General features: G+C 69.4%; 17 protein-coding genes. 14 read left to right on the top strand and 3 right to left on the bottom strand.

Features of this window, described 5'->3' with window-relative positions; all coding sequences use genetic code 11:
- Positions 1–906, top strand: a 906-nt coding sequence (locus AC3RJ9_RS11195; RefSeq protein ID WP_101966132.1) for a replication protein RepA, incomplete at its 5' end; no start/stop codon positions are given.
- A 52-nt stretch (positions 907–958) separates the two neighbouring features.
- Here AC3RJ9_RS11195 and AC3RJ9_RS11200 read toward each other — a convergent pair.
- The 3 genes from AC3RJ9_RS11200 to AC3RJ9_RS11210 all read right to left on the bottom strand — a co-directional run bounded on the left by AC3RJ9_RS11200 (position 959) and on the right by AC3RJ9_RS11210 (position 2,991).
- Positions 959–1,585, bottom strand: coding sequence for a hypothetical protein (locus AC3RJ9_RS11200; RefSeq protein WP_101966133.1), 627 nt, complete (start codon positions 1,583–1,585; stop codon positions 959–961).
- A 1-nt stretch (position 1,586) separates the two neighbouring features.
- Positions 1,587–2,510 carry a ParA family protein gene (locus tag AC3RJ9_RS11205; protein ID WP_061873039.1) on the bottom strand — a complete coding sequence of 308 codons (924 nt, stop codon included), beginning with the start codon at positions 2,508–2,510 and terminating at the stop codon, positions 1,587–1,589.
- A gap of 184 nt (positions 2,511–2,694) precedes the next feature.
- Positions 2,695–2,991 carry a helix-turn-helix domain-containing protein gene (locus AC3RJ9_RS11210; protein WP_101966134.1) on the bottom strand — a complete coding sequence of 99 codons (297 nt, stop codon included), beginning with the start codon at positions 2,989–2,991 and terminating at the stop codon, positions 2,695–2,697.
- Between the two features lie 144 nt (positions 2,992–3,135).
- Here AC3RJ9_RS11210 and AC3RJ9_RS11215 point away from each other — a divergent pair, with 144 nt between their 5' ends.
- From AC3RJ9_RS11215 to AC3RJ9_RS11275, 13 genes are all read left to right on the top strand, one after another.
- Positions 3,136–3,840, top strand: coding sequence for an SAF domain-containing protein (locus AC3RJ9_RS11215; RefSeq protein ID WP_180951258.1), 705 nt, complete (start codon positions 3,136–3,138; stop codon positions 3,838–3,840).
- Positions 3,837–4,661, top strand: a complete 825-nt coding sequence (locus AC3RJ9_RS11220) for a P-loop NTPase family protein (RefSeq protein WP_031943866.1) — start codon at positions 3,837–3,839, stop codon at positions 4,659–4,661. Before AC3RJ9_RS11215 ends, AC3RJ9_RS11220 begins: the two co-directional genes overlap by 4 nt.
- Positions 4,658–6,241, top strand: coding sequence for a TadA family conjugal transfer-associated ATPase (locus tag AC3RJ9_RS11225; protein ID WP_101966136.1), 1,584 nt, complete (start codon positions 4,658–4,660; stop codon positions 6,239–6,241). The genes AC3RJ9_RS11220 and AC3RJ9_RS11225 overlap by 4 nt, the downstream gene beginning before the upstream one ends.
- Positions 6,238–7,104 (top strand): type II secretion system F family protein, encoded by an 867-nt coding sequence (locus AC3RJ9_RS11230; RefSeq protein WP_061867357.1) that lies wholly within the window; start codon positions 6,238–6,240, stop codon positions 7,102–7,104. Before AC3RJ9_RS11225 ends, AC3RJ9_RS11230 begins: the two co-directional genes overlap by 4 nt.
- Positions 7,101–7,973: a hypothetical protein gene (locus AC3RJ9_RS11235; RefSeq protein WP_061867358.1), complete on the top strand. Its 873-nt coding sequence runs from the start codon at positions 7,101–7,103 to the stop codon at positions 7,971–7,973. Before AC3RJ9_RS11230 ends, AC3RJ9_RS11235 begins: the two co-directional genes overlap by 4 nt.
- A gap of 99 nt (positions 7,974–8,072) precedes the next feature.
- Complete coding sequence (locus AC3RJ9_RS11240; RefSeq protein WP_061867359.1) at positions 8,073–8,255, top strand: hypothetical protein; 183 nt, start codon at positions 8,073–8,075, stop codon at positions 8,253–8,255.
- Positions 8,256–8,298: 43 nt separating this feature from the next.
- Positions 8,299–8,709 carry a hypothetical protein gene (locus AC3RJ9_RS11245; RefSeq protein WP_031943861.1) on the top strand — a complete coding sequence of 137 codons (411 nt, stop codon included), beginning with the start codon at positions 8,299–8,301 and terminating at the stop codon, positions 8,707–8,709.
- A complete protein-coding gene (locus tag AC3RJ9_RS11250) occupies positions 8,706–9,155 on the top strand; it encodes a TadE/TadG family type IV pilus assembly protein (protein ID WP_031943860.1) in 450 nt (149 codons plus the stop codon). The genes AC3RJ9_RS11245 and AC3RJ9_RS11250 overlap by 4 nt, the downstream gene beginning before the upstream one ends.
- Positions 9,156–9,157: 2 nt before the next feature.
- Positions 9,158–9,574 (top strand): pilus assembly protein TadG-related protein, encoded by a 417-nt coding sequence (locus tag AC3RJ9_RS11255; RefSeq protein WP_049159529.1) that lies wholly within the window; start codon positions 9,158–9,160, stop codon positions 9,572–9,574.
- A 15-nt stretch (positions 9,575–9,589) separates the two neighbouring features.
- Positions 9,590–10,303, top strand: coding sequence for a hypothetical protein (locus AC3RJ9_RS11260; RefSeq protein ID WP_061867360.1), 714 nt, complete (start codon positions 9,590–9,592; stop codon positions 10,301–10,303).
- Positions 10,297–11,244 (top strand): hypothetical protein, encoded by a 948-nt coding sequence (locus AC3RJ9_RS11265; RefSeq protein WP_489727724.1) that lies wholly within the window; start codon positions 10,297–10,299, stop codon positions 11,242–11,244. Before AC3RJ9_RS11260 ends, AC3RJ9_RS11265 begins: the two co-directional genes overlap by 7 nt.
- A gap of 164 nt (positions 11,245–11,408) precedes the next feature.
- Complete coding sequence (locus AC3RJ9_RS11270) at positions 11,409–11,576, top strand: hypothetical protein (protein ID WP_157571201.1); 168 nt, start codon at positions 11,409–11,411, stop codon at positions 11,574–11,576.
- 248 nt (positions 11,577–11,824) lie between these two features.
- Positions 11,825–13,027 (top strand): hypothetical protein, encoded by a 1,203-nt coding sequence (locus AC3RJ9_RS11275; RefSeq protein WP_163721744.1) that lies wholly within the window; start codon positions 11,825–11,827, stop codon positions 13,025–13,027.
- Positions 13,028–13,059 lie beyond the last annotated feature (32 nt).

The raw sequence follows: 13,059 nt of genomic DNA on the forward strand, positions 1-13,059 counted from the left end.
ATGAACCACACGCCGGACATCACCTCCATCGACGCGGCCACGCGCCCGGCCCTCTCGCCCAGGCGCCTGCGGCTGCTCGAGCTCAGCGAGGAGATCGAGCAGAACCCCGGCGAGGTCGCCTTCTCCACCCGCATCTGGGCCCAGCTGAGCCTGCCCTACCGCGACCCCGGAGCCACGGTCCCCCACTGGAGCCGACGCAACGGAGACACCACCCTGACGCTCTCCCCCGGCCCGGCTGGCTTCCCCTTCGGCGTCCTGGCCCGCTCCCTGCTCACCTGGATGTCCACCGAGGCCGTGCGCACCCGCTCCCGCCACCTGGACCCCGGCCCCTCCCTGCGCGCGTTCCTCTCCAGCGTCGGCACCTACCCCTCCGGGGCGAATCAGCGCCGTGTGATGGACCAGCTCCACCGGCTCAGCACGACCTCGATCATCATCGAGACCAGCCGCGAGACGCCCGGCCGGCGCACCCTCAGCGGCCAGAACATGCACGTGGCCCACCGCTACGAGCTCACGTACCAGCGTGGGGCAGACCATGCGCGCATCGAGCTCAGCGAGCCCTACTTCGAGGAGGTCATGCGCTCCCCCGTCCCGGTTCTCTCCTCCGCCCTGGCAGCTCTGGGCGGCTCGCCCATGCGCATGGACCTCTACGTCTGGCTCTCCTACAGGATGTCCACGCTCCAGCGCACCACCACCGTCTCCTGGCGCCAGCTGGAGACCCAGTTCGGCGCCCAGTACGCTCAGCCGCGCCAGTTCAAGGCCGCCTTCTTGAAGAACCTCGAGCCCGTGAAGCTGATCTACCCCCAGGCGAAGGTGGCCGTGGTGGACTCCGGCCTGCGCCTGCACCCCTCCGCCACCCACGTCCCGCAGGCAGCCCACCAGCGCCCCCGGCACCTGCGCGTGGGCTGATGCACCACGAAGGGGGGCGGCCCTACCGGGCCGCCCCCCTTCTCATGCCGGCTCAGCTCTTCGGCAGCCAGGCGTCGTACACCGAGGCGACCATGGCGCTCCGGGAGGGGGCGCCTAGACGGGCCACCTGCTCATCCAGCCAACCCCGCTGCTCCTGATCCAGGCGCAGCTGCACCTGCACGCCCCCCTGGCCGCGCGCGGCACCGCGACGCCCACGCGGCATCCCCCCGTCCCCACGCGGCTTGTGCCCGCAGGCCGCCAAGAGCTGATCGTCGCTGAGCTCGTCGAACGCGTCGATCAGCAGGTCCGTGTAGGTCCGATGCCGCTTGGCGGCCGCGGTCCGCAACCGATCCAGGACCGGGACGGGGAGGTAGACGGCCGTGTTGCGCACGACCAGCTCTTCCTCTTCGGGGACGTCCACACGGTCCAGCTCGACCACCTGCGCGCCTTCCTGCGGGACCGCGCGCCTCACGTCTGGCATCAGTTCCGGTGCGGTCTCCCGCGTGGCGACAGGCACCGTTTCCGGTGTGGTGTCCTGCGTGGATTCCGGTGTGGCATCTGGCGTGGTTTCTGGCATGGCGTATGGCACAGAGTCGACCTTCTCCGCCGGCTTCTTCTTGCCCCGGCCACGCGCGTTGAACACAGCGCCGAGTCCGTCTGCTCGATTGGGGGTCTCCATCTCAGGCGTCCTCCTCCTCGTCCTGACCCAGGGCGCTCAGGCGTCCCAGAATCTCCTGGGCCAGTGCGGCGTAGTCCCCTGCCAGGCCATCCATGGTCGACGCATGGAAGGTCGAGGCTTCACCGGCCTTGATGCGCGCGAAGCGCTCTCGGTGAGCGCGGGCCACATCGCTCTCGAGCTCGTGCACCAGGCGTCCGCTCTTGCGCAGGTCCTGGGCGGCGCCGGCGGCGTGCCGAATACGGGCGGTGAAGACGGCCTCGTCGAAGGCCAGCCCCTGGAGCATCTGCTCGAGCGCCTGGCGGGCCTCTCGCTCGATCTTCACGGCGCGCGCCTCCACATCGAACAGCGCCAGGCCCAACAGCTGCACGTCGGGGTTCGTGGTCTCGTGAACGGCCTGGAAGCGCTCGGCCGTCACAGCGACGCCGTCGAGGGAGCGGAGATCCGTCTTGGAGACGATGACCACGCCCTCGGCGACGCTGAAGGCGGCCTCGACCAAGGCGCGGTCTCCCGGGGGCGTGTCGATGACGACCAGGTCCCACTCCTCCATGACCTGGCTCAGGCTCCGGTGCAGAAGAGCCCCGAGGGGCGGGGCGTCGTAGCCGCGTGCCACCAGCAGGCTGATGATGTCAGCCAAACGAGGGCCGCCGCGAACGACGCCCAGGCCCGGGCGCATGGGATCCGTGGAGATCGGCAGCGGCGCCCCATCTTCGAGGGCTCGACGCAGCTCGATTCCGTCCGACTTCTCTAGACCGAGGTCGGGGGAGAGGTTGCCCTGGGGATCCAGGTCGATGGTGAGGGTGCGGATGCCGGCGGCCGCGGCCAGACCGGAGAGGTTGGCGACCAGCGACGTCTTGCCGGTACCGCCCTTGCCGTTGGCGACCGCCAGGACGCCTGGGATGGCGTATGAGCGCGCAGGGGTGGACATGAGGACCTCCTAGGTTCCCTGTGATCTGACTCCTTCAGTCTACTGCATCTCTCGGGAAATACCGAGAGGTTTCCCGAAGTGTTATGGCGTGCAACTGGTATAGCGGACGGTTGGGGACTGGCGCGCATACGGCGGTGTTATGGCATGAACGGCACTCCTGATGTGGTGCCGGTATGGCATGAGGTCACCGCTCGACGATCGCGCCCAGGGCCTCGATCATGGCGCTGTAGGCCTCCCGGTTGAGGCAGTAGGTCAGGCGTCGGCCCCGGCGCGCTTCGGAGGTGTCGCTGGAGGTCAGCAGGCCGGCTTCCTCGAGGGTGCGCAGGTTCAGGGAGAGGGTTGCGCGGGGGATGTCCAGGGACCTGGCGAGGTCGTGGGCGCCGAGGCCGGGGGAGCGGGCGATCAACACGAGGATGCGCATGCGCAGCGTGGAGTTGAACGCGACGACGGCCGTGTCGAGGGGGGATGCGGGGGCGCTCATGCAGAAATGTCTACCGTACAGAGGGACATGAGGGGGCGGTCCGGGCTTTATGCCTGGTGAAGGACCAAGCCACCTGCCAGTACGGCTGGCAGGTTTGGTACGCTCCCCGTGCAGTCCCCTCAGCAGCGAGAAAGGCAGGCCAAGGTGGCTCTGAGAAAGCGGTCGCCCAAGGTGACCCCCACCGAGAACCCGCGCGTCAGCGAGGCCGGCTCCAGCGCGGCGGCTCCCGTGGGCCGTCCTGCGCCGACGCCGGTGGCCAAGCGCCGCGTGGGCGGTGTGGCTGTCGCCGTCGCCCTGGCTGCCCTGGGCGGCCTCGGCGCGTTCGTGGGGACCCAGGCCAACGAGGCCAAGCCCTACCTGGTGGTGAACGCTCCCGTGGAGCGAGGGCAGAAGATCGAGTCCTCCATGCTCTCGTCCGTGCGCGTGGCTGGCGACCCCAGCGCGCTGGTCCCCGCGACCGAGGCCCAGCAGATCCAGGGGCAGGTGGCCACGACCGACCTCCAGCCGGGCAGCACCATCACGCGCACGTCCACGGCAACGTCCTTGGGTGTGGAGGCCGGCGAATCGCTGGTGGGCCTGGCTCTGGAGGTCGGGCGCCTGCCTGCCCGGGAGATGGCCGCAGGAGATCACGTCCAGGTCCTCTTCACCCCGGGCAACCAGAACACCAAGGCCGGTGACGAGAACCAGAATCACGACCCCGTCGCGGCCGTGATCGAGGCCAGCCACCATGACCAGAACAGCGGGAAGACCACCGTGGATCTGCGCGTGAAGCAGGCCGACGCCCAGAAGGTCGCCACCTGGGGTGCCGCCGGCACCGCCAGCGTGATCATGCAGGGAGCGCAGAAGTGAGCATCCTGACCCTTGCGGCCTTCGGCGTCAGCCCGGGGGTGAGCACCACGGCCGTGGCCATGACGTTGCAGTGGCCGCGCCCTGTGCTGCTCGTGGAGGCCGACGTCAGCAAGCCCTCATCCGTGCTCGCCGGGTGGTTGCAGGGCAGCATGCCGGCCGACAGCGGCCTGATGGGCATCGCCCACAACTCCATGCGACAGGCCCTGACGGAGCAGGACATCTGGGACTACGCCGTCGACCTGGGAACGGGCCAGGACGCTGGCCAGCCTTCCCGCTGGCTCCTGCCCGCCATGTCCGAGCCGCTGGCCGCGCGATCCATGCGGGGCCTCTGGCCGGAGTTGATGATGGCTCTGCGCGCCGTCTCCGGCCAGGACATCGACGTGATCGTCGACGCTGGCCGCTCCGAGAATGCCCACGGCCGGGAGGCGCTCTGGCGCGACAGCGACCACCTGAGCGTCGTGGTGCGCAGCGACCTGGTCTCCGTGGCCGCGGCGCGTGCCTATCTGCCGGCCGTGCTGGAGGCCCGCGCCACCGCGGGGGCAGTGGACACGTCCTCCCTGCTCGTGGTCGAAGATCGAGCCCAGGAGTTCCCCTCCAAGGACATCTCCAAGGTGCTGGGCCTGCCGGTGCGTGGACGCCTTCCCCAGAGCCCGGAAGCCGGCGCTCACTTCGGCGGGGGCGCCCAGGCGACGTCCTGGAGGCTGCGTTCCTACACGCGGGCCATCGGTGCCGCCAACGCCTCCCTCGCGGACGCGCTGATGGCCCGCCGCCAGCTCATCGAGGCGGATATGCCCACCGAGACCGGAGGAGAGCAGCGATGAAGGATCTGACCCCCGACATGTCCCTGGACCTGCTCAACCTCCCGTTCCTGACCGAGAGCACCCCGGCCAAGCCGGCCCGGCCGTCCCTGATCCCCGCCTCCGCCGGCGCTCACCTGGCTCGCCCGCTGGGCACTACCCCGTCTCCCACCGATTCCGCTGAGCTGCCCGGGCTGTCCCGGCCGCTGACTGCTGTGCCCGAGCCGGCACCGCAGGCCGAGCAGAGCGCCCCGGCCCGGCCGAGCAACACCACGGAGCTGACGGGCTTCTGGTCGATCGTCGACGTGCTGCGCGCCAAGGCCGTGGACTGGCACGCCGAGGAGACCGCCGACCGCATCGACCTGCCCGAGAGCGAGCTGCACGCCATGGGCTGGCGGCACATCGACCGCGCGATCATCGAGCAGATGCGTGAGAACGTGCAGACCGGCGGCCGCGACGCCGCATGGACTGCCGAAGAGCAGGCGGCACTGCGCCAGGCCACCTTCGATGCGATGTTCCGTCTGGGCCGATTCCAGGCACTCGTGGACGAGCCCGGGGTGGAGAACATCCACATGATCGGTTCCGATCACGTCTGGGTGGAGAAGGCCGGCGGCAGCATGGAGCGCCGCCCGCCCGTCTTCGAGACCGATGAGCAGATGATGGCCGAGCTCCAGTTCCTCGCCGCGAACGCGGGGGAGGAGTCCCGCCCCTTCTCTGCGGCCCACCCCGACCTGGACATGGACCTGATGGGCTCGGTCCGTCTGGCCGCCACCGCCCGCCCGGTCTCCACGCGGCCCACCGCCGTATTCCGCATCCATCGGCTGGTGAACATCACCCTGGAGCAGCTGGTCGACAACGGCACCCTGAGCCCCCTGGCCGCCGAGTTCCTCACGGCGCTCGTGCAGGCCGGCAAGACGATCGTCATCAGCGGCTTCGGCGGCGACGGCAAGACGACCCTGATGCGCGCCCTGGCGGAGAAGATCGGCCCGCTGGAGCAGATCGTGACCATCGAGAAGGAGCGCGAGCTGCACCTGGACCGGCTCGACTCTCGCCTGGTCCCGCCGATCGAGCTTCAGGCTCGCCCCGGATCGGGCGAGCGCGCCGCCGACGGCAGCACCATCGGCGAGTACACGTTGACCATGGCCATGGAGAAGGCCCTGCGTCTGAACTCCGCACGCATCCTGGTCGGCGAGGTCCGCGGTTCGGAGATCGGCGCGATGATCTCCGCGATGCAGACCGGCGCGGGAACTTACTGCACCGTCCACGCCTACTCCGGCGAGGAGGCCGTGCGCCGTCTGGTCGGCCTGGGCATGAACGAGTTTTCCGAGACCTACATGGCTCGCCAGCTGGGCTACCACATCGACGTCGTCGTGCAGATGCGCAAGGTGCCTCAGCCCGATGGCTCGGTGAAGCGCAAGATCATCTCGATCTCCGAGGTGCTGCCCGGCGACACCGACAAGGGCATTTCGGTGGCCGACCTGTTCCGCATGGGTCCCGGCGACGAGAACGCCGTGCCCGTGGCCCCTCCCGTGGACAACCGCCTGCGCAACGATCTCGAACGCACCGGCTTCGACCTGCTGCGCCTGGCCGGAGGTGCCCGATGAGCTCGCTCCTGCTCCCTCTGAGCTTTGCCCTGGGCATCCTCGGCCTGGGCATGGCTGCCGTGAACTGGCTCTGGCCCGCCCCTCCCAAGGCCCCTGCACCCGATCCGCGCTGGCTCACCGCCCTCAAGGGACTCGGCCGCCGCATGGACCGCAACACGTGGATCATGGTGGGCATCGCCGCCGCCGTGGGCTTCTTCATTGCGCTGTTCACCGGCCTGCTCGTCTACCTCGTCGCCCTGCCCGGCGCCGTCATCCTCCTGCGCTTGGCCTTCGGCTCCGGCGGGGGATCGGCCCAGATCGAGAAGCTGGCGCAGATGGAGATGTGGACGCGCTCGCTCTCCGGCCTGATCGTCGCAGGAACCTCCCTGGAGACCGCACTGGCCGCTTCCATGCCCAACGCCGGCGACCTGATCCGGGACGAGATCGCCACGATGAATGCCCGCATCAAGGCCGGCTGGCCTACCGCAGACGCCCTCAAGCGCCTGGGCCTGGAATGGGGAGACCAGACCGGCGACCTGGTCGTCATGCAGCTGATCCTGGCCGCCAATCAGCGCGGCCAGGGCCTGGCGAACGCCCTGGACGACCTCTCCACCTCCGTGGAGGAAGAGGTCTCCAAGCGCCGGGCCATCTACGCCGACCGCGCCGGCGCCCGCCGTGAGGCCCGCATCGTGATCACCATCGTGGTGATTTCCCTGTGCCTGGTCCCCGGAATGGGCGGGCCCATGGCCGCCTACCAGACCCCGCTGGGCCAGGCGCTCTACCTCGTCCTGGCTCTGGTCACCGCAGGGCTCATCATCTGGATGACCCGCGTGGTAGCCCCGCCGCCGCAGGTCCGCCTGCTGACCGCTAGGAGCTCGTCATGATGATGATCATCATCGCCGGCATGCTGTTCGGCCTGGCCGCGACCGCGCTGATCTGGCCCCTGCTGCCCCAGCGTCCGCGCCTGCGCGCGGCGGCCTTCGACGGCATCGTGACCAGCACCTCCGGAGGCGGCGCGCTCTCTTGGCAGGAGCGGGCCTCGCAGTGGACGATGCGCACGCTGCCGCCGGCCCTGGTCAACGGCCTCACCGACGCCGACCTGGACATCCTGGGCACCACCCGCAGCCGCCACACCTGGGCCAAGATCTACGGCGCCACACTCGTGTTCGTGGTCTGCCTCGCCCTGAGCGTGGCCGCACAGGTGCTCTACTCCCTGCCGCTGTGGCTGTCCCTGCTGATCAGCCTGCTCGTCGCCGCCGTCGCCTGGCTGGCACCTGACTCGGCCGCCCGCAAGCGAGCGACCAAGGCACGCACTGACTTCGCACGCGCGGTCGCGGTATTCGTCGAGCTGCTGGCCTCTGAGCGCGGCCGCAACGCCCAGCCCACGGTGGCTCTGGAAAACGCAGCCGCCATCGGCGACACCTGGGCTTTCCAGCGGATCCGTCAGGAACTGGTCCGGGCTCGCTTCACCAAGGTCCAGCCCTGGACCGCCCTGGAGACCCTGGCCACGCAGCTCCACGTCCCCGAGCTCACCGATGCCGCCCGCATCATGCGCCTGAGCGGAGACAATGGGGCCAGCGTCTACGAGCCTTTGCGCGCGTTGGGTCGCAACATGCGCGTGCGGATGCTCAACGCCGAGGCAGCCCGTGAGAATGAGGCTTCCGGCCGCATGAAGAACATCATCATGTTCATCGCGTTGATGTTCACGCTAATCGTCCTCACCCCTCTGATGCTGACGCTGATGAGCGCGTGAGACGCGCGAGCTCCTCCCGGAGATCGTGATCTCCCATCCACCCACCCACCCGCATCGGGACCGTCCCGAGGCCATTTCCACCACACGAGGGGACTCACCATGAACAAGCTGATGCAGCAGTACCTGATCCTCCGCGCCTGGATCCAGGACAAGCACGAGGACGAGGCCGGCGCCGAGACCATCGAGATCATCCTCGGCGTGCTCGCCGCCGTCGTGCTGGCCGCCCTGGTCTGGGCCGGCATCAACACCTTCGCTACCAACAAGGTCGGCGAGCTGGGCTGACTAGACCAGCCAGGGACGGAACACCACGAGCAGGGGGGTCACCATGAACATCACGGCACCGCTTCGAGCGCACCTCGAGGCCCATGCACGCAACGAGACGGGTTCCTCGAACATCGCCTCGCTGCTGATCGTGCCGGTGGCCCTCCTGCTCGTGTTCCTCGTCCCCCAGGCCGGCGCCTACTACCAGGCCTCGACCGTGGCCCAGTCCGCGGCCAACGCGGCCTACGCAACTTCCCGAGTCATGGGCGGCTCGAGCGCCGAGGGCCAGGCGGCCGCCCAGCAGGTCATCTCCCAGCACTCGGGCACCCTCCAGGGCGCCTCCGTGAACATCAGCACCACCGGGGAGCGGATGACCGTCACCGTCACCGGCACCGCGCCGGCCTACACCGGGCAGTGGATCAGCCCGTCCGTCTCCCGGTCCGTGACCGGGCCCGTCGAGAGGGTGGTCAAGTGAACCTCCGCGACACGTCCCTGGCCTGGCTGCGTGATGAGCGCGGCGAGTCCGGCGTCGGGCTGCTCATCGTGGCTCCGGCCATCGGACTGCTCATCGCCATCGCCGTCATGGGCGGCCGCATCGGAGCAGCACAGACCTCCATCGAGTCGGCGGCCGGCGTCGCCGCCCGCGAGGCCACCCTGGCCCGCAACCCCGGCCAGGCCGAGTCCAATGCGCGCCAGTCCGCCCGCATGACCCTGGACCAGACCGACTTCACGTGCGGCTCCCAGAACATCACGCTGGACACCTCCGCCCTGCGCAACGCCCCCGGCATCCCCGGGTCCGTCTCCGCCACCATCACCTGCACGGTGCCGCTCTCCGACCTGGCCATCCCCGGCACTCCCGGGTCCTGGACCATCACCGCCGACGCCACGTCCCCCGTGGACACCTATCGAGAGAGGGGCTGAGCATGATCGCCCGCTTCCGCGCCTGGCTCGGCCGCGAGCACGGAGAGTCCTCCCTGCTGGTCCTGATGCTCGTCCCCATCATCGTGCTCGTCGGCTTCGGCATCGGCATCGACTGGAACGGCAAGGTGCGCGCCTCCGAGGAGGCCGTCACCATCGCCCACCAGGCCGCCCGCGCCGGCGCCAACGCTGGCACCACGGCCGGAGCCGCCCGCGGCGAGGACATCACCCTGGACAGAGCGGCCGCCGCGCGCGCCGCCCAGGGGATGATCGCCGAAGCCGGAGCCACCGGCACCGTCAACGTCACCCCCACCAAGGTCACTGTGGACGTCGACGTCCCCTACACCCCACGCTTCATCCCCACCGGCGTCCTGACCGGCCACGGCCAGGGCACCGCCCAGATCCACTCGAACACCCGCTGACCGCAAGGAGACACCATGAGCCGCGTCACCAAGACCACCGCATACACCGGAGCCGTCCTGGCTCTGGCGCTCACGCTCACCGGCTGCAACGGCGGTGGCACGCCGGGTGGCAACTCCACGTCCGCGAGCGCCTCGCAGTCTTCGCTTGCGCCGATCGAGGACGGGTCGTCGTCCGCGAACGTGTCTTCGTCCTCCGCTTCCTCGAGCTCGACGAGCGCGTCGTCGTCTGCGCTGCCGGAGTACAAGCCGGTCACCTCGAAGAAGCCGGGGGGCCAGGAGGAGGCGAAGGCGAGCGCGTTCAAGGCGGTTGAGCTGCTCTACACGGTCTCGTCGGACGTGCTGAACAGCGGTGACGCGAAGAACGCGGATCGCCTGTCCGTGGCGGCACAGCAGGGCGAGCTGACTCAGCAGAAGGCCAACGTGGAGAAGACGCTCGCCACGGGGGCCACCTACCGGGGCGCCTCGAAGGTGGAGCTGATCGACGGCCTGGCGGGCCCGTCCGTCCATGCTGATGGCACCTTGGTCGAGAACGCCTCGGTGAACCTGCGCGTGTGCGAGGACAACTCGGGTGTGAAGATCACCGGCAAGGATGGCAAGCCTGTGGACACCGGCGCCACGCAGCGGTTCATCGTGAAGTACGCGGTGCTCTGGAACGAGGACGACGGCGTCTGGAGCGTCGTCTCCAGCGAGCTGCCTCCGCTGAACGGACCGGAGGAGACCTCGTGCTGACCCGTAACAGGTGGGCCGCCATGGCGGCCGCGGGGGTTCTGACCGCGAGCGCTCTCGTCGGCGCGACGGGGGCAGCGGCCCAGGCCACGGGGACGACCGCTGATGGGCGATGCCGTGCAGGCAGCACGGGTTCTAGCTGCCTGGTGGAGGCCACGGTGCCGGGTAAGGGACAGAACGCGCAGCCCGTGCTGGGCCGGGACGGGAAGGCCCCGAAGCGGGCGAACTTCTGCGAGATCAACGAGCCTCTGCCTGGCGACAGCGTCCCGTACCGCTGTGACGTGAACTACGACCCGGTCAATGACTGCGTGTGGGTGAACATGTCGCCGCAGCCGACTCCGCCGGCGGGCAAGGATCCAGAACGGGGCGCGTGGGAGCAGTGCAACCCGAGCGATGGGCTGACGCTCGGTCAGCCAGTGAAGACGCGCTGGATGGATTCCACGCAGGCCGGGCCGGGGGAGATCCGCCAGGCCGCCCAGACAGTCGTGAAGGAGATGCAGCTCAAGGGCATCGAGATCGGCATGGTGCCGTACCCGGTGGCGGAAAACGGCACGGGTGCTGTGGGTCTGCCGGCGTGGATGTGGGTCGGGAACCCTGACGATCCGCAGGCGTGGGGGCCGTACACGGTCTCCAAGGACGTGAACGGGATCGCCGTGCAGGCCACGGCGCGGCCGGTGCACGTCACCTGGGACATGGGCGATGGGACGCAGGTGGTCTGCGACGGTCCCGGCACCGTCTACGAGGACCGCTTCGGCAAGCAGGAGTCCCCGGACTGCGGGCACACGTACATGAAGATGTCCAACCCCACCTACAAGGTCACGGCGATCACGACATGGTCCGTGGAGTGGACCGCCCAGGGCCAGTCCGGGGTGATCGAGACCCTCACGCGCTCCTCGCAGGACGTGCGGATCGGCGAGTTCCAGGCGCTGAACGTGCGGCCGTAACGTGCGCGCCGGGGCAGGCCTTTGGTCTGCCCCGGCGTGTTGTTTCCAGATGCAGGCTCGGACGAATCGGATTGGGATACTCTGTGACCATGCGCACGCCCCCGTCGAACCCTCGCCCCACCAGGCGCACTGGCGGTCGCCCGTCCAAGGGAGACCGCTTCAGCGTGACCACGAAGCTCCCCAGGTCCTACGAGGAGAAGCTGCACGCCCGCGTGGACTACCGGGGCGAGACCGTCACCGACTACGTCGCATCCCTGATCCTGGCCGACCTCGACGCCAACGAGGTCCCCGAGTCGAACGGACAGGAGGCCTTCGACGTGAAGATCGCCTGAGCATGCAAGAAGGCGGCCCCGCGCCAACGGAACCGCCTTCTTGCGACTAGCACCCCGCCAAGGGTGCCGGTCTGAAGATTTCAGTTGTTCGAGAGCTGCTTCTCACTCGCCAGTGAAGCTCTCGATCTCGGGTGGATCCCCGCCAAGGGATCCGGCTCTGTCCCTCCCTGGAAGGAGGTACGTCGCTCTTGTCGTGCCCAAGTCTACCCAAAATCCCTCTCCGCGACACGTCCCCCCTCCCGTCGGCCGTGTCCTCGGCGCCGTGCCTGGGGGAGTCCACCCTCGCCCGGCTGCTGCGTCATCGCCGGAAGCCGGCCCGGCCCGTGCGGGGTCGGATCACGAATCCGTGCCGTCAGAACTGGCGCCGGCCCTCGCGTGCCCGGGAGGGCGACATCGACGTGATCTTGGCCGCGGTGCCCGCCGGCTCCCGGCGTCTGGAGCACCTGGGCGACGCCGTTCCCGCCCTGCGGGCACTGCCTGCCTGGCAGGGCCTCTCCCGGACCCGTCGGCGGCTGATGGAATCTCTGGTGGGTGCGCTGGCGGCCTGCGCGGACTGGTCGAAGATGATCTCCCGTCCCGGGCACAAGCGCCTGGCGAAGATGATCGGCCGGAGCGCCTCGACGGTGACCGCGGCCATCGCCTGGCTGATGCGACACGGGGTGATCGGACGCGTCGCTGCCGGACGCTCTGCCGCCTACGCGACCCCGGACGAGCGTGGCAAGCGGATCAACGAGGCGGCGGTCTACGTGCTGTGCTGCACCGCCCACCTGGACGTGGAGAAGATCCTCGCCAGGCACCGTGCCGACGCCGCGGCCGAAGCACGGGAGCGTGCAGGTCAGCGTCGGATCCGTGGGGCTGTGGAGAAAAACTGGCACCCTTCCTCGCTAGAGGATTCACTTACTAGAACTCGTAGAGGAACCACGCACGCGCGCGACCGCGGACTCGTCGAGCTCTGGCCCTGCAACCGTGCAGTGGCCACCCGTCGTCAGCAGCTGGCCGCCGCCCGCACCGTCCAGGATCGCGCTCTGGGTCTGCGCGTGCTCTCGGCCCGGGACGTCCGCTCGCTGATCCGTCCCTTCCTCGAGGCCGGCTGGACCCCGGCCGACCTGCTCCACGCCCTGGACCACACCCCCCAGGGCGCGCACCGGCTCCACAGCCTGGACGCCGGCCAGGACGCCGCTCGAGCTCGCGGCTACCTGCGGTGGCGCCTGGAGCACTGGAAGGACCCCGGCGGGCTCGTGCTCGCCTCAGCCTCTGCCCGAGCTCGTGAGCGGGCGGAGGCGGCGCGCGAGGCGATGCACCGGGATCGCCAGGCGGATGCGCGAGCGCGCGCGGCGGCCGCGGGAGTGGAGTCTCCGGATCGAATCGCGGCCCTGGCGGCCATGCGGATGCTGTTCCGGCAAGGTGGCGCGGAGCGTGACAGCCTTGAGGCGGCCCACCTCACCGCCTAAACTGACCTCAGATCAACTTAGAAGGGACATCG

The organism is Micrococcus sp. 63XJN7_6_ISO-PGPR-S23-444, from assembly GCF_058072765.1.